General features: G+C 74.7%; 13 protein-coding genes. 3 read left to right on the forward strand and 10 right to left on the reverse strand.

Going from position 1 to position 15,258, the window contains the following annotated elements; translation table 11 throughout:
- Nucleotides 1-10: 10 nt before the first annotated feature.
- Together ABGB16_RS14880 and ABGB16_RS14885 are read right to left on the reverse strand one after the other, a co-directional pair.
- Nucleotides 11-982 carry a chlorophyllase gene (locus tag ABGB16_RS14880; RefSeq protein WP_347668618.1) on the reverse strand — a complete coding sequence of 324 codons (972 nt, stop codon included), beginning with the start codon at nt 980-982 and terminating at the stop codon, nt 11-13.
- An 84-nt stretch (nt 983-1,066) separates the two neighbouring features.
- Nucleotides 1,067-1,942 carry an alpha/beta hydrolase gene (locus ABGB16_RS14885; protein WP_347668619.1) on the reverse strand — a complete coding sequence of 292 codons (876 nt, stop codon included), beginning with the start codon at nt 1,940-1,942 and terminating at the stop codon, nt 1,067-1,069.
- 158 nt (nt 1,943-2,100) lie between these two features.
- On the opposite strand from ABGB16_RS14885, the gene ABGB16_RS14890 reads away from it, so the two are divergent.
- Entirely contained in the window at nt 2,101-2,268 is a 168-nt protein-coding gene (locus tag ABGB16_RS14890; RefSeq protein ID WP_347668620.1) for a hypothetical protein, read from the forward strand.
- 39 nt (nt 2,269-2,307) lie between these two features.
- Here ABGB16_RS14890 and ABGB16_RS14895 read toward each other — a convergent pair whose 3' ends face one another.
- The 8 genes from ABGB16_RS14895 to ABGB16_RS14930 form a co-directional block, all read right to left on the reverse strand.
- On the reverse strand, nt 2,308-3,423 hold the full coding sequence (locus ABGB16_RS14895; protein WP_347668621.1) for an acetate kinase: 1,116 nt from the start codon (nt 3,421-3,423) through the stop codon (nt 2,308-2,310).
- A complete protein-coding gene (pta, locus tag ABGB16_RS14900) occupies nt 3,420-5,486 on the reverse strand; it encodes a phosphate acetyltransferase (protein WP_347668622.1) in 2,067 nt (688 codons plus the stop codon). Before pta ends, ABGB16_RS14895 begins: the two co-directional genes overlap by 4 nt.
- Before the next feature lie 69 nt (nt 5,487-5,555).
- Entirely contained in the window at nt 5,556-6,257 is a 702-nt protein-coding gene (locus ABGB16_RS14905) for a DUF998 domain-containing protein (protein WP_347668623.1), read from the reverse strand.
- A 157-nt stretch (nt 6,258-6,414) separates the two neighbouring features.
- Nucleotides 6,415-6,591 carry a DUF6104 family protein gene (locus tag ABGB16_RS14910; RefSeq protein WP_347668624.1) on the reverse strand — a complete coding sequence of 59 codons (177 nt, stop codon included), beginning with the start codon at nt 6,589-6,591 and terminating at the stop codon, nt 6,415-6,417.
- Between the two features lie 82 nt (nt 6,592-6,673).
- Nucleotides 6,674-10,393, reverse strand: coding sequence for a multifunctional oxoglutarate decarboxylase/oxoglutarate dehydrogenase thiamine pyrophosphate-binding subunit/dihydrolipoyllysine-residue succinyltransferase subunit (locus ABGB16_RS14915; protein ID WP_347668625.1), 3,720 nt, complete (start codon nt 10,391-10,393; stop codon nt 6,674-6,676).
- Between the two features lie 360 nt (nt 10,394-10,753).
- Nucleotides 10,754-11,581 (reverse strand): ABC transporter permease, encoded by an 828-nt coding sequence (locus tag ABGB16_RS14920; protein ID WP_347668626.1) that lies wholly within the window; start codon nt 11,579-11,581, stop codon nt 10,754-10,756.
- Complete coding sequence (locus ABGB16_RS14925) at nt 11,578-12,516, reverse strand: ATP-binding cassette domain-containing protein (protein WP_347668627.1); 939 nt, start codon at nt 12,514-12,516, stop codon at nt 11,578-11,580. The genes ABGB16_RS14920 and ABGB16_RS14925 overlap by 4 nt, the downstream gene beginning before the upstream one ends.
- A 244-nt stretch (nt 12,517-12,760) precedes the next feature.
- Nucleotides 12,761-13,420 (reverse strand): hypothetical protein, encoded by a 660-nt coding sequence (locus ABGB16_RS14930; protein WP_347668628.1) that lies wholly within the window; start codon nt 13,418-13,420, stop codon nt 12,761-12,763.
- A gap of 128 nt (nt 13,421-13,548) precedes the next feature.
- Here ABGB16_RS14930 and ABGB16_RS14935 point away from each other — a divergent pair, with 128 nt between their 5' ends.
- Both ABGB16_RS14935 and ABGB16_RS14940 read left to right on the forward strand, forming a co-directional pair.
- Nucleotides 13,549-14,379, forward strand: coding sequence for a GNAT family N-acyltransferase (locus ABGB16_RS14935; protein ID WP_347668629.1), 831 nt, complete (start codon nt 13,549-13,551; stop codon nt 14,377-14,379).
- Complete coding sequence (locus ABGB16_RS14940) at nt 14,376-15,257, forward strand: lysophospholipid acyltransferase family protein (RefSeq protein WP_347668630.1); 882 nt, start codon at nt 14,376-14,378, stop codon at nt 15,255-15,257. The genes ABGB16_RS14935 and ABGB16_RS14940 overlap by 4 nt, the downstream gene beginning before the upstream one ends.
- Nucleotide 15,258: the final 1 nt, after the last annotated feature.

Raw genomic sequence — 15,258 nt, forward strand, 5'->3', positions numbered from 1 at the left:
AGAGCCCTCCTTACAGGTGATCGTCGAGGGTGGCGAGCCCGCCCCGGGCCGCGTCGGTCGGAAGCCGGCGTCTGGCCGCCGCGTCCCCGCACAGCGTCCAGCGGAGGAACTCGACGGTGGTGTCCGAGACCACCCGCAGGGCGGCGCCGTCGGTGAGCAGCGCCCGCCCGTGGTCGCCCTTCGGCAGGCTCAGCATCGCCTTGGGCCAGGGCACCTTGTCGTACGCCGCCCGGCCGGCCGCGTAGGCGACCACCTCGTCGGCCTCCCCGTGCACGAACAGTTGCGGCGCGGCGGCCCCGGCGAAGGCGGTGCCCACCCCCAGCGCCGTGCCGGCGAAGACCACCCCGGCGTCCAGCCGGTCGTCCCGCCCGGCCGTGAACAGCCCGATCGTGGTCACCCCGCCGGCCGAGTGCCCCGCCGCGGCCACCCGGTCGGTGGCCAGCCGGCCGCGCAGCGGGTCGCCGGCCGTCGCGTCGAGGGCGAGCACCTTCGTCAGCGCGTACGACACGTCGGCGGGCTGGTTGAGCACGTCCAGCACGTTGCCGTCGGTGCCCCGGGCGGTGTGCGGGAAGGCCGGCGCGGCCACCACGAAGCCCGCCGCCGCCCAGCGGGTGAGCAGGGTGGCGTAGTCGTCCGGCCGCCCGCCCAGCCCGTGGCTGAACATGACGACGGGGAACCGCCCCGCGGCCGGGGCCGCCGACCGTTCCGCCGCTCCGCCCGCCGCGCCCCGGGCCGGGTACCAGACGGTCACCGGTAGCGGCCGGTCGCCGTCGCGGTTCAGCTTCAGCTGGCGTACCCCGACGGCGAAGGGCTCGCCCGGGGCGCTGCCGGCGGGCGCCCGGGGCGCCGGGGCGGTGACCTTCGGCGACTCCACGGGCGGCGCGGCGCGCCTGGCCGGCCCGGCGTCGCCCGAGCAGCCGGCCAGGCCGGCGGCGAACAGCAGGGTGGCGGGCAGCAGGGCGGCGGAACGGCGGCGGCGCATGAACCCGATTGTGCCTCGCCTCGGGCGGGTGCCGGCCGGCGTCGCCGCCCGCCGCGGCCCGGCCGCCCGGGAGAGCGGACCCTCCTATACCGGAGGCGTCGAGAAGGCGCCCTTCCGCTCCGCCGGAAGGCTGCGGAGGGCGGCCCGGTCGGCGTACAGGGCCCAGCGGAGGAAGTCCGTGGTGGCGGCGAGGAGCCGGGGGAAGTCCCGGTCGTCGGGGGCCAGGTACTCGCCGTGACCCCGGCCGGGCAGGGCGAGGAACGCGGCCGGGCCGGGCGTCCGGTCGTACGCGGCGCGGCCGACGGCCGCCGGGACGATCGGGTCCGCGTCCCCGTGCACGAACAGCAGCGGCGCGGCGGCCCCGGCGAAGGCACCGGGCAGCCCGCCCCCGGCGATCACGATGCCCGCCCGGAGCCGGGGCGAGTGCCCGGAGGCGAACATCCCGGCGGTGGTGAAGCCGCCCGCCGAGTGCCCGGCCGCCGCGAACCGGGCGACGTCCAGGTGGCCGGCCAGCGGGTCGCCCCGGCGGGCGTCGAGCCGGACCAGGTGCCGGATCAGCCGCCAGGCGTCGGCGGGCTGGTTGCGCACGTCCGCCCGGGTGAACCGGGCCGCCCCGCGCCGGGTGTGCGGGTACGCCGGCGCGGCGACCACGAACCCGGCGGCGGCCCACCGGGTGGTCAGCGGGGCGTGCAGCTCGGGCAGGCTGTGCAGCCCGTGGCTGAACACGACGACGGGAAAGCGGCCCGGCGCGACCCCGCCCCGGCCGGCCGGGTACCAGACGGTCACCGGCAGCGGGCGCGGCCCGGCCGGGTCGAGGGTGAAGGTTCGCGTCCCGACCGGGTACGCCACGGTGGGCGCGGGCCGGGCCGGCGGCACGGTGGAGGTGGCGGCGGTGGCCGCACCGCAGCCGGTCAGCAGCAGCGCCGTCGTAGCCACGGCGACCAGCCGTCGTACCCCCACGGATGCCACGGTAGGTGGCCGAGGACCCGGTGCGGCCCCGCCGTCCGGACCGGTCCGGAACGCCACCCGGTCGGGGCCGCTCGGCCGATCCGGCGGTTCCGCGCCGCGCCGCGCGCAGGGGTCGGCCCAGGTGGCGGCCGTTCACTAGGGTCGGCGCCATGCCTGAGTACGTGGACCCGAGCGGCGACACCGAGCAGTTCCGCGCCTTCGCCCATGCCCCGGAGGCCGATGCGCCGGCCGCCGCGTCCCGCGCGCCGCTGGTCGCCGGCGTCGTGGTGGTCGTGGTGCTGCTGGTGGCCGTGGCCGCCTGGCTGGCCCTGAGTTGAGCGGGCCCGCCGGCCCGCAGCCGCGCCCGGCCGCCGGGGTCAGCGGCCCGACACCACCGCGCGGGTCTCCCGGGCGATCTCCAGTTCCTCGTCGGTGGTGATCACGCACACGGCGACCTCGGCGCCGTCGGGGGAGACGACGCGGTCGCCCGTGCCCTCGTTGCGCCCCGGGTCGATCCTGATGCCGAGCCGGTCCAGGCCGGCCAGCGCGGCGGCCCGCACCGGGGCGGCCCTCTCGCCCACCCCGGCCGTGAAGGTGACCGCGTCGACCCGCCCGAGCAGGGCGTAGTACGCCCCCACGTACCCGGTGATCCGCCGGCAGTAGACGTCGAAGGCGAGAGTCGCCGCCGGGTCCCCGGCGGCGCGGCGGGCCAGCACCTCGCGCATGTCGTTGACGCCGGTGAGGCCCAGCAGGCCGCTGCGGTGGTTGAGCAGGTCGTCGATCTGGTCGACGGTGAGCCCGCCCTCGCGGCGCAGGTGGAACACGACGGCCGGGTCGAGGTCGCCGCTGCGGGTGCCCATCACCAGGCCCTCCAACGGGGACATCCCCATCGAGGTGGCCACGCTGCGCCCGCCGGCGACCGCGCAGGCGCTGGCCCCGTTGCCCAGGTGCAAGGTGATGGCGTTCAGTTCGGCGTACGGGCGGCCGAGCAGTTCGGCGGTGCGCCGGGAGACGTACCCGTGGGAGGTGCCGTGGAAGCCGTACCGGCGGATGCCGTACCGCCGCGCGGTGGCCAGGTCTATCGCGTACGTCGCGGCGGCCTCGGGCAGCGTGTGGTGGAACGCGGTGTCGAAGACGGCGACCTGCGGCACGTCCGGCAGCGCCGCCCGCGCGACCCGGATGCCGGCCAGGTTCGCCGGGTTGTGCAACGGGGCGAGCGGGACCAGGTCCTCGATCGCGGCGAGCACGGCGTCGTCGACCAGTGCCGGCGCCGAGAAGCGTCGCCCGCCGTGCACCACCCGGTGCCCGACCGCGGCCAGGCCGGCCAGGTCCAGCCGGGCGAGGATCCGACGAACCGCCGTCCCGTGGTCGCCCGCGTCGCCGCCCGGCTCGCCGACCCGCTCGATCGTGCCGTGGTCCAGGGTCTGTTCCCCGTCGTAGAGCCGGTACTTCACCGACGACGACCCGCAGTTGAGGACGAGCACCCGGCTCACGACGGCTGCCCGGCGGCCTGGATGGCGGTGATCGCCACCGTGTTGACGATGTCGGGGATGCTGGCGCCCCGGGACAGGTCGTTGACCGGCCGCCGCAGGCCCTGCATGACCGGCCCGACGGCCACCGCCCCGGCCGAGCGCTGCACCGCCTTGTACGTGTTGTTGCCCGTGTTCAGGTCGGGGAAGACGAACACGGTCGCCCGCCCGGCCACCGGGCTGCCGGGCAGCTTGGTGGCCGCCACCCGGGGGTCGATCGCGGCGTCGTACTGGATCGGGCCCTCGACCAGCAGGCCCGGGCGGCGCTCACGGACCAGCTCGGTGGCCGCCGCCACCTTCTCCACGTCGGCGCCCGCCCCGGAGGTTCCGGTCGAGTACGACAGCATCGCCACGCGGGGCTCGACGCCGAACCGGGCGGCGGTGCCGGCGGAGGAGATCGCGATGTCGGCGAGCTGGGCGGCGTCGGGGTCGCGGTTGACCGCGCAGTCGCCGTACACGAGCACCCGGTCGGCGAGCAGCATGAAGAAGACGCTGGAGGCCACCGTCACGCCCGGCACGGTGCGGATGATCTCGAACGCCGGCCGGATGGTGGCCGCCGTGGTGTGGGTGGCCCCGGAGACCATTCCGTCGGCGTGCCCGGCGTGCACCATCATCGTGCCGAAGTAGTTCGGCTGGGCCACCACGTCGTACGCCAGGTCGACCGTCACGCCGCGGTGGGCGCGCAGCCGCGCGTACTCCTCGGCGAAGCCGTCGCGCCAGTCGCTGGCCGCCGGGTCGACCACGGCCGCGCCGGCCAGGTCGACGCCCAGCTCCCGGGCGCGCCGGGCGACGTCGTCGGGTCGGCCCAGCAGGGTCAGATCGGCGACGCCCCGGCGCAGCAGGATCTCCGCCGCCCGCAGGATCCGCTCCTCCGTCCCCTCGGGCAGCACCAGCCGGCGGTGGGTGGCGCGGGCCCGGTCGATCAGGTCGTACTCGAACATCAGCGGGGTGACCCGCTCGGAGCGGCTGACCCGCAGCCGGCGGGCCAGGCCGACGGTGTCCACTCGGCCCTCGAACGCGCCGAGCGCAGCCTCCACCTTGCGTGGGTTGGCGGCGCTGGGCCGGCCCTCGATCCGGCTCGACGCGGCCACCGTGTCGTAGCTGTCGCTGGGCACCGACAGCACGGCCAGCCCGGTACCCAGCTTCTCCACCAGCCGCATCGCCCGGGGGTCGGGGCGCTCGCCGAGGGTGAGCACCAGACCGGCCAGGGAGACCTGCCCGGCCACGTGCGCGGCGCCGGCCGCCACCAGCAGGTCGGCGCGGTCGCCCGGGGTGATGACCAGCGCGCCGTCGGTCAGATGATCCAGCAGCGTCGGCACGTGGGCCGCGCCCACGACGTAGTCGAGCACGTCCCGGGCGAGCGCCGCGTCGTCGCCGGCGAGCAGGGTGGCGCCGAGCGCCGCGGCCACCTCGGCCACCGTCGGCGCCGAAACGGTCGGCACCTCGGGGATCGTGTACGCGGGGACGGGCAGCTCGGGCAGCGCCATCGGCCCGGGGACCCGGTTGGCGATCACCGCCAGCACCGTCGCGCCGAGCTCGTCCAGATCGTGGTACGCCCCGCGCGCGGCCGCCGCGACGGCCTCCGGCTCCTGCCCCAGGCCGTCGATCACGGGCACCACCACGCTGCCGAACTCGGTGGCCAGTCGGGCGTTGAACGCCAGTTCGCGGGGGCCCGCGCCGTCCCCGCCGTCGGCGAAGTCGCTGCCCACCACGACCACCGCCGGGCAGCGCCGTTCGACGTCCCGGTACCGCTGGACGATCCGGGAGATCAGCTCCTCGCGCCGGCCGTCGGCGACCAGCGCGGCCGCCTCCGCGTACGTCGCGCCGTGCAGCTCCGCGATGGGCAGGTCGATCCGGTAGCGCTCGGTCAGCAGGGCGAGGATCGGGTCCGGGCCGTGGCCGGGGACCAGCGGTCGGAACGCGCCGATCCGCTCGACCTGCCGGGACAGCAACTCGGCCAGCCCGAGCGCGACGGTCGACTTGCCACCGCCCGCCCCCACCCCGGTCAGGTACACGCTGCGCGCCACGCCCCCACGCTAGTGGATCGCGGTGCCACCCGCCCGGGTCCTCGTACCCGAGCCGTGGGGCCTGCGGGATCACGACGGGGCGGGCGCGGCTTCCCGGCCGGCCTCCGGCGCCCCTTCGGGCGGGCGGGACGCCGCGAAGAGGGCCTCGCTCCTGGCCACCCAGGCGGCGCCGAACGCGAGCACGGCCACGGTCTCGCACCAGAGCACCGGCTTGACGGTGTGGCGTACGTCCGCGGGCAGCGCGGTGCTGGCCAGCGCCAGCCCGACGGCCACCAGGATGAGCATCCCGCAGGCGCGGTAGAAGCGGTTCGCCGCCCGCCCGGGCGGCGCCCCGGCCCGGTCGGGCCGGGTGAACAGGAACAGGCAGAAGACGGCGAGGAGCAGGAACAGGGCCGCGGCGGCGGCCTGGTGAACCATCCCCGTGGCCCGGTCGGCGGCGCTGACGGTGCCGGCCGGCGCGCCCATTGTGGTGGGGAACAGGGCCACCACGATGGCCAGCACGCCGGCCACCGTGCCCAGCATGTCGTCGAGCCGACGGTAGCGGTAGCTGATCAGGAACACCCCGACGGCGCACATCGCGCCGACGAAGATGTCCCGCATCTGGGTGTGGTAGTAGCCGCTGAGCGAGTCGAGCAGCGTCGGCCGGCGGGTGACGATCAGATGCCCGACGATCAGCACGACCGGCAGCGAGATGCCGACGGATCCGATGCCGAGGCGGAGGCGGCGGACGGTCATCGCATCCTGCGGCGGCTTGGGGCGCTCGCGGTCCATCGCGGCCTCCCTGGCGCTGGCGGTGGTCGGCCGGCGGCTCCTCGCCGGCCCTGGACCCAGCTTCGCAGCGGAGGCTATTGATCGAAACCCGGTCAAACGGTCACCCGTCGCGCAAACGAATAAACCGGACGCCACGCGTGCGGGGGCACGGGTCGGATCAGTCCTCGTCGTCGTCGAGGCGGGCGAGCCAGGTGGCGAACCGCTCGATCGGCGTCTCGAACTCCGGGTTCAGGTCCACGAAGTCGCGCAGCCGCTCGCCGAGCCACTCCATGCTGACGGACTCCTCGCCCCGGCGCTGGACCAGTTCCTCGATGCCGCGGTCGGTGAAGTACATGTGGGTCCTCTCAGGAACGGACCGCCACGCGAGCGGGGCAGCGACCCACGGTCGCTGCCCCGGTGTCGGCGGTGCGGTCAGGTCACGGGCGGGGCAGGGCCGCCTCGAGCAGCGCGTTCTGCTCCACCTCGTGCATCTTGGCCGAGCCGACCGCCGGGGCGGCGGCGGCCGGACGGGAGATGCGGCGCAGCCGGACGTCGGACAGGTGCTCCAGCAGGTTGAGCGCGACGAAGCTCCACGCGCCCTGGTTGGCCGGCTCCTCCTGCACCCAGGCGAAGTCCTCGGCGTTCGGGTACTGCGCCAGGGCCGCCCGGATCTCCGCGACGGGCAGCGGGTAGAGCTGCTCCATCCGGATGATCGCGGTGTCGGTGACGCCCCGCTCGGCCCGGGCCTGGAACAGGTCGTAGTAGACCTTGCCCGAGCAGAGCAGCACCCGCTTCACCTGCTGCGGCGCCGGGGCGGCCGGGTCCCGCAGCACCGGCTGGAAGGTGCCGGTGGTGAAGTCCTCGACCGGGGAGACGCAGAGCTTGTGCCGCAGCAGCGACTTCGGCGTGAACACCACCAGCGGCTTGCGCTTCGGCGACAGGGCCTGGCGACGCAGCAGGTGGAAGTGGCTCGCCGGGGTGCTCGGGATGGCCACCCGCATGTTGTCCTCGGCGCACAGCTGGAGGAACCGCTCCGGCCGGCCGGAGGTGTGGTCCGGGCCCTGGCCCTCGTGGCCGTGCGGCAGCAGCAGGGTGATCGCGGAGCGCTGGCCCCACTTCACCTCGCCGGAGGAGACGAACTCGTCGATCACCGACTGGGCGCCGTTGACGAAGTCGCCGAACTGGGCCTCCCAGCAGACCAGCGCGTTCGGGTTCTCCACCGAGTAGCCGTACTCGAAGCCCATCGCCGCGTACTCGCTGAGCAGGGAGTCGTGCACGAAGAACCGGGACCGGGCGCCGTCGCCGGTGAGCGAGCTCAGCGGGAGGTGGTCCTCGCCGGTCTTCGAGTCGACCACCGCCGCGTGCCGCTGCACGAAGGTGCCCCGGCGGGAGTCCTGCCCGGCGAGCCGGACGGTGACCCCGTCGTGCAGCAGCGACCCGAACGCGATGATCTCGCCGAAGCCCCAGTCGATGTTGCCCTCGACGGACATCCGGGCCCGCCGGTCGAGCAGCTGCTGGATGCGCTTGTGCGGGGTGAACCCCTCGGGCAGGTTGACGTGCGCCTCGCCGATCGCCTTGATCACGGCGGCGTCGGTGGCGGTGTCCACCTGCGGCTCCGGCTCGTCCTCGCGCGGCGGCCGGGCCAGCTGCCGCGGCGCCGAGGCGGCGTCCCGCGTGGCCTTGAAGACCCGCTCGAGCTGTGCCTGGTAGTCGCGCAGCAGCTCCTCCGCGTCCTCCACCGTGATGTCGCCCCGGCCGATCAGCTCCTCGGTGTAGAGCTTCCGGACCGACCGCTTCGAGTCGATGATCTGGTACATCTGCGGGTTCGACATCGACGGGTCGTCGCCCTCGTTGTGCCCGCGCCGGCGGTAGCAGACCATGTCGATCACGACGTCCTTGTTGAACGCCTGCCGGTACTCGAACGCCAGCCGGGCGACCCGGACCACGGCCTCGGGGTCGTCGCCGTTGACGTGGAAGATCGGCGCCTGGATCATCCGGGCGACGTCGGTGCTGTAGAGGCTGGACCGGGAGTGCTCCGGGGCGGTGGTGAAGCCGACCTGGTTGTTGACCACCACGTGCACCGTGCCGCCGGTGCGGTAGCCGCGCAGCTGGGACAGGTTCAGCGTCTCGGCGACCACGCCCTGGCCGGCGAAGGCGGCGTCGCCGTGCACCGCCAGCGGCAGCACGGTGTACCCCTCCAGCTTGAGGTCGATCCGGTCCTGCTTGGCCCGGACGATGCCCTCCAGCACCGGGTCGACGGCCTCCAGGTGCGACGGGTTCGCCACCACCGAGACCTTGACGGCGTGCTCGCCGTCCGGGGTGGTGAACTTGCCGTTCTGGCCGAGGTGGTACTTCACGTCGCCCGAGCCCTGCGTGGTGCGCGGGTCGAGGTGCCCCTCGAACTCCGAGAAGATCTTCTCGTACGGCTTGCCGACGATGTTGGCCAGCACGTTCAGCCGGCCCCGGTGGGCCATGCCGATGACGACCTCGTCGAGCCCCGCCTCGGCGGAGCACTCCAGCACCTCGCCGAGCAGCGGGATCAGCGACTCGCCGCCCTCCAGCGAGAAGCGCTTCTGGCCGACGTACTTGGTCTGCAGGAAGGTCTCGAACGCCTCGGCGGCGTTGAGCCGGTTGAGCACGTGCTTCTGCTCGTCCGGGGTCGGCTTCTCGTACTTGCGCTCGATCCGCTCCTGGATCCAGCGCCGCTCCTCCGGGTCCTGGATGTGCATGTACTCGATGCCGACCCGGCGGCAGTACGAGTCGCGCAGCACGCCGAGGATCGAGCGCAGCTTCATCCGCTGCTTGCCGGCGAACCCGTTGACCGGGAAGGTCCGGTCGAGGTCCCACAGGGTCAGGCCGTGCTCCAGGACGTCCAGGTCCGGGTGCTTGCGGATCTTGAACTCCAGCGGGTCGGTGTCGGCCATCAGGTGGCCGCGCACCCGGTACGCGTGGATCAGCTCGTGCACCCGCGCGGTCTTGTTGATCTGGCCCTCGGAGTCGACCGCGACGTCCCGCATCCAGCGCACCGGCTCGTACGGGATGCGCAGCGAGGTGAAGACCTGGTCGTAGAAGCCGCGCTCGCCGAGCAGCAGCTCGTGCATCACCTTGAGGAACTCGCCGGACTGCGCGCCCTGGATGATCCGGTGGTCGTACGTGCTGGTCAGCGTGATGATCTTGCTGACGGCCAGCTCGGCCAGGGTGCTCTCGCTCATCCCCTGGTACGGCGCCGGGTACTCCATCGCGCCGACGCCGATGATCGCGCTCTGCCCGGTCATCAGGCGCGGGATCGAGTGGACCGTGCCGATGCCGCCCGGGTTGGTCAGCGAGATCGTGGTGCCGGAGTAGTCCTCCATGGTCAGCTCGTTGCGGCGGGCGCGCCGGACCACGTCCTCGTACGCCTGCCAGAACTGCCGGAAGTCCATCTGCTCGCAGCCCTTGATGGACGGGACCACCAGCGTGCGGCTGCCGTCCGGCTTGGCCAGGTCGATCGCGATGCCCAGGTTGACGTGCTCCGGACGCACCATCGCCGGCTTGCCGTCGACCTCGGCGTAGGAGTTGTTCATCTCCGGGTGCTCGACCAGCGCCCGGACCAGCGCGTACCCGATCAGGTGGGTGAAGCTGACCTTGCCGCCCCGCCCGCGGGCGAGGTGGTTGTTGATGACGATCCGGTTGTCGACCAGCAGCTTGGCCGGGACGGCGCGGACGCTGGTCGCGGTCGGCACGCTCAGTGAGGCGTCCATGTTCTGGACGATCTTCGCGGCGACGCCGCGCAGCGGCGTGGTCTGGGCGCCGGCGGCCGGCGTCGCGGGGGCGGCCTTGGCGGCCGGCTTGGCGGGCGCGGCGGCCTTGGCGGGCGCGGCCTTCGCCGGAGCCGGCTTCGCGGGCGTCTTCTCGACCGTCGGTGCGACCGGCTGGGTGACCGTGGCGGCCGGCTCCTGCCCGACGGCGGGCTCCGGCGCGGCGGGGGCGGCCTTCGCCGGCTCACCCTTCGCCGCGGCGGCGCCGGGGGCCTGGCGGTAGTCCGCGAAGAAGTCGTGCCAGGCCGAATCGACGCTGCTTGGGTCGGCGAGGTACCGCTGGTACATCTCCTCGACGATCCACTCGTTCGGGCCGAAACCCGCCAGTGGGTTCTCCTGCGAAGTCTGCTGGGTCGACACGGCCGGTAATCGCCTCTTTCACGCGGGTTTGTGTGTCACGCGGTGTCTGCCGTCGCCCGTCACGCGGGCGAACAGGAGACGGCTCCCAGGCTACGCCGTACGAATACGGTAAGCATTTCCGCCTCCGTCGCGTGTTCGGTTTCACAGAAGACACCGGAAGCTCGGTAAACGCCGCGTGTTCCGTCGACTCCGCGCCGCGCCCCGCCCGCCCGCCCTGGCGTACGGACGCATCCCAAGATCCGGACAACTTCCTCGAAAGTGTGGCCTCGGCGTCGTCGGAGGCCACACCTTCGGGGAAAGTGCGCGGATCTTGAAGCGGGCGGGGCGGGCCCCACGGCGGGGCCCGCCGCAACCCGCGGGTCAGGAGATGTCGCGCCGCCGGATGGCGAGCGTGCCCACCACGCCCGTCACCACGGCGTACCCGATCAGCACCGCCGCGCCCGCCCAGCGCGGCGGGTTGCCGGGGATCTCCGCGCCGGTCACCATCAGCCCCGAGGCCAGCGACGGCACCAGCAGTTGGAGGTTGTTGATCCAGTCGCCGAAGCGGGTGGCCAGGATGCCGATCGCGATGGCCGCGCCGATCGAGCCGCCCAGGTAGAGCAGGATGCCGGTCACGGTCGCGCCGATCTGGCTGCGGATCAGCACGCCGATGCCGACGCCCAGCACCGACCAGAGCAGGTACGCCAGCGCGTTGAGCCCGATCGCCCGCCAGACCGCGCCGCTGCCGAGCTGCGGGGCGAAGTCCACGCCGGCCAGGATCAGCGCCCCGAACACCAGGTTGAGGGCGGTGGTGACCAGCCAGAACAGGATCGCCAGCACCGCCGCGGCGACCAGCTTGGCCAGCATCACCGCGGTGCGGTGCGGCGCGGTGAGGAACGTGGTGGTCACCGTCTGGTGGAAGAACTCACTGGTCACCACGATGATCCCGAGCAGCATCACGATGAGCAGCCCGAAGAACTGGCCGTTGGTGTAGAGGTTGGCGGCCAGGCTGTCGGCGGACGCGGCGGCCTGGAGCTGGTCGGCCTGCTCGGCGGTGACGTCCCCGGCCCCGATGCCGCTGGTCAGCGTCTCGGTCTGCAGCCAGTTGATCAGCAGGGTGAGGCCCCACAGCGGCAGCGTGATGAGCCCGAACACCCACCAGGTGCTGGTGGTGCGGATCTTGAGCAGCTCGGATCGGACGAGGTTCATCGGATGCCCGCCTTTCCGGCCGTCAGTTCCAGGAACACGCCCTCCAGGTCGGGCCGTTCCGTGGTTAGTTCGTGCAACTCCACCTTGGCTTCGAGGGCGGCCCGGCCGATCGTCGGGGCGTCCACCCCGCCGACCAGCAGCAGGCCCGGCTCGCCGGCCTCCACGGTCGCGGACCGCGCGCGCAGCGCCGCGGCCAGCTCCTCGGCCTGCGGGGTACGCACCCGGACCCGGCCGCCCTGCGACATCGAGCCGATCACCTGCTCGACCGGACCCTGCCGGACCAGCTTGCCGGCCGCGATGATCACCACGTCGTCGGCGAGGAGCTGCATCTCCGACAGCAGGTGGCTGGAGACCAGCACCGTGCGGCCCTCGTGGGCCAGCCCCTTCAGGAAGTCGCGCATCCACCGGATGCCCTCCGGGTCGAGCCCGTTGGCCGGCTCGTCGAGGATCAGCACCCGGGGGTCGCCGAGCATCGCCGCGGCGATGCCGAGCCGCTGCTTCATGCCGAGCGAGTAGCCCTTGAACTTGCGGCCGGCCGCCGGGGTCAGCCCGACCAGGGCCAGCGCCTCGTCGGCCCGCTGCCGCGGCAGCCCCGCCGCCGCGCAGATCACCCGGAGGTGGTTGACGCCGGTGCGGCCCTTGTGCGCGCTCGACGCCTCCAGCACCGCGCCGACGTGGCGCAGCGGGTCGGCCAGGTCGGCGTACCGGTGCCCGCCGATCGTCGCCGTGCCGCCGGTCGGGGTCACCAGGTTCAGCAGCATGCGGAGCGTGGTGGTCTTGCCCGCGCCGTTCGGGCCGAGGAAGCCGGTCACCCGCCCCGGTTCGACCGTGAACGACAGACTGTCGACCGCCCGGAGGTTCCTGTACTGCTTCGTCAGGCCGGACACCACGATCTGACCGTTGTTGGTGGTGGGGCTTCGCTGCCCGTCAGCCATCGTTCTCCTCCCGTGCGTGGCGCGAGGTCGCGCCGACGTGTCGCGACGCGGTCGCGGTCGCGTCGTCGCACAGCCTGGCAAGGCGGCGCAACCCGGTCAATGAGGCGCGGCACCTACATCGGCCTCCTCCTCAGGCAGGAGGCCGTCCTCCGCACGGATGAGTACCGCTCCCGCCCGCACCGCCCGCGCGCCCCGGCGCACGGCGGCCGGGGGCGGCGGCCTGGACCGGTGACCGGGCCGGTGGTCAGGCCCCGGGCAGGGCGATCCAGGTGGCGCGGGCGCGGCCCAGCAGCCGCCCGTCCGGGCCGTACAGGCTGGTGCGCACCAGCGCCTTGCGCCCCTCGCCGCCGACGGCCACGCCCGTCACCACGCACTCGTCGCCGGGCGCCGGCAGCGCGTCCACCACGGCGGCCATCCGGCCGAGCACGTACGGGCGGCCGGGGGCGATCACGGCCCACCCGCCGGGGCAGTCCAGCGCCGCCCAGACCGTCGCCGGGCCGACGTCGGCCGGGGCGGTGAACGGCGCCGCCGTCCGGCCGTCCGCCAGCCGGCCGGGGAAGATCCGCAGCCCGTCGGCCCGCTCCGGGCCGCAGACGTAGCAACCGGGAAACGGGTGGTCCACCAGGCCGGGGTACGCCGCCGCGGCGGTCCGCGCCGTCTCGACGTCCACCGGCGGCACCGCCTCCGGGACCTCGTCCACCGTCCGCACCTGCGCGATCAGGAGGCCGTCGCGGTCCCGGACCTCGCCCGCGTCCACGGTCAGCGGCGTGTCCAGCGGCGGCGGCTGCCGCAGCGTCACCTCGGCGACGCCACCGTCGTGGCCCGTCGCGCCGGCGAAGGCGCCCGCGCTCCAGCCGCCGTTGCCCGAGCCGGGCGGGCCGTTGAACCTCGCTGGGATGATCATCTCCAAACCTCCTGCGGGCAGCCTCGCACGCCCACCCGCCGTGCGGAGAAGCCCCTCGCCGGACGGCGTTCACCGGACCGACACCGGTCGTCCCCGCTGTCGGCACCCGGAGCACCTACACAGTGCTCATGGCCGTTCTGCCCGTCGCTGGCGCGCCCCTGACGACCAGCGGATACACCCTCCTGATCGCCGACGATTCGACACAGGTCGCGGCGGCGCAACGCCTGCGTCACGAGGTGTTCGCCACCGAGCTGGGGGCCACCCTGCGCCCCGGTCCCGCCGGCCTGGACGCCGACGACCTCGACGCCCACTGCGACCACCTGATCGTGCGCGAGGAGCGCACCGGGGCGGTGGTCGGCACGTACCGTTTGCTGCCGCCGGGACGGACCAGCCGCCGGTACGCCGACGGCGAATTCGACCTGGGCGCGCTCGACCCGCTCCGCGACGTCCTCGTGGAGGCCGGGCGCTCCTGCGTCCACCCGGACCACCGCTCCGGCGCGGTGGTCAACCTGATGTGGGCCGGCATCGCCCGCTACCTGCACCTGCGCGGCTCCCGCTGGCTGGGCGGCTGCGCCTCCGTCCCGGTCGACGACGGTGGGCGGCTCGCCGCCGGGGTGTGGACGCGGGTGGCCGCCCGGCACCTCGCGCCCCCGCCGCTGCGGGTCCGCCCGCTGCGGCCCTGGTTCGCCGAGCCGGGCGCGGTCGCGCCAGAGCCCCCCGTGGCGTGGCTGCCCGCCCCGGGGGCCCGTGCCCCGCGGGTCGCCCCGGACGCGGCAGCGGCGGCCGACCGGGTGGCCGTCCCGCCGCTGCTGCGCGGGTACCTGCGGCTCGGCGCGTGGGTGGCCGGCGAGCCGGCGTACGACCCGGACTTCCGGGTGGCCGACTTCTACGTACTGCTGTCCCTGGACCGGATGAACCCCCGCTACCTGCGGCACTTCCTCGGCGGGGCCGAGCGGTGAGCGCGGGCAGCCACCTCTGGCGACCGGCCTCCGGCTGCGGGCCGGACTGCCTGCCCGGGCCGCGCGAGGTCCCCGCCGTGCCGGTCGCCCGCCGGCTGGCCCGGCTGGCCGGCGTACTCGGCATGCTGGCGGCCGGGGCCGGGCTGGCCGCGCTGCTGCCCGCGCTGCCGGTCGAGGCGCGGCGCTCGGCGGTGCGGCGCTGGGCCCGGGCGACGGCCCGGGCCTCCGGGGTCCGGCTCGTGGTCCGGGGCCGGCTGCCCCGGCGGCGGGCGCTGGTGGTCGCGAACCACCTCTCATGGCTGGACATCCCCGCCGTGCTGGCGGTGGCGCCCGCCCGGATGCTGGCCAAGCGCGAGGTGCGCGGCTGGCCGCTGGTCGGGCTGCTGGCCGCCGCCGCGGGCACGCTCTTCGTGGACCGCGCCCGCCCCCGGGCGCTGCCGGCCACGGTGGGCCGGGTGGCGGCCGCGCTGCGGGCAGGTCACCCGGTCGCGGTCTTTCCGGAGGGTACGACCTGGTGCGGCGTCCTGCCCGGGTGCCGCCCCGGTGGCGGGTTCCGCCCGGCGGTGTTCCAGGCCGCGATCGACGCCGGTGCGCCCGTCGTGCCGCTGCGGATCGGCTACCGGCTGGGCGGCGGCGCGTCGACCACGGCCGCGGCCTTCCTCGGCGACGAGAGCCTGGCGCGGTCGGTCTGGCGGGTGCTCGGGTCGCGCGACCTGACGGCGGAGGTGACGATCACCGCCGCACTGCACCCGGCGCCCGGGGCGGACCGGCGACCGCTCGCCCGGGCCGCCGAGGCGGCCGTCCGCCTGCCGGCGCCCCGGCCCGCCGTCGTGCCCCCGCCCGCGGAGCCCGCCGTGGCGGTGGGCCTGGCGGCCTGAG

This window comes from Micromonospora sp. B11E3 (assembly GCF_039871625.1).
In the GTDB taxonomy this organism is placed as follows: domain Bacteria; phylum Actinomycetota; class Actinomycetes; order Mycobacteriales; family Micromonosporaceae; genus Micromonospora.

Bases quoted from the DNA above. Each gene is read 5' to 3' on its own strand.
- ABGB16_RS14910 (WP_347668624.1), bottom strand. From the start codon at position 6,591: ATGTACTTCACCGACCGCGGCATCGAGGAACTGGTCCAGCGCCGGGGC.
- ABGB16_RS14890 (WP_347668620.1), top strand. From the start codon at position 2,101: ATGCCTGAGTACGTGGACCCGAGCGGCGACACCGAGCAGTTCCGCGCC.
- ABGB16_RS14920 (WP_347668626.1), bottom strand. From the start codon at position 11,581: ATGAACCTCGTCCGATCCGAGCTGCTCAAGATCCGCACCACCAGCACC.
- ABGB16_RS14930 (WP_347668628.1), bottom strand. From the start codon at position 13,420: ATGATCATCCCAGCGAGGTTCAACGGCCCGCCCGGCTCGGGCAACGGC.
- ABGB16_RS14880 (WP_347668618.1), bottom strand. From the start codon at position 982: ATGCGCCGCCGCCGTTCCGCCGCCCTGCTGCCCGCCACCCTGCTGTTC.
- ABGB16_RS14935 (WP_347668629.1), top strand. From the start codon at position 13,549: ATGGCCGTTCTGCCCGTCGCTGGCGCGCCCCTGACGACCAGCGGATAC.
- ABGB16_RS14905 (WP_347668623.1), bottom strand. From the start codon at position 6,257: ATGGACCGCGAGCGCCCCAAGCCGCCGCAGGATGCGATGACCGTCCGC.
- ABGB16_RS14925 (WP_347668627.1), bottom strand. From the start codon at position 12,516: ATGGCTGACGGGCAGCGAAGCCCCACCACCAACAACGGTCAGATCGTG.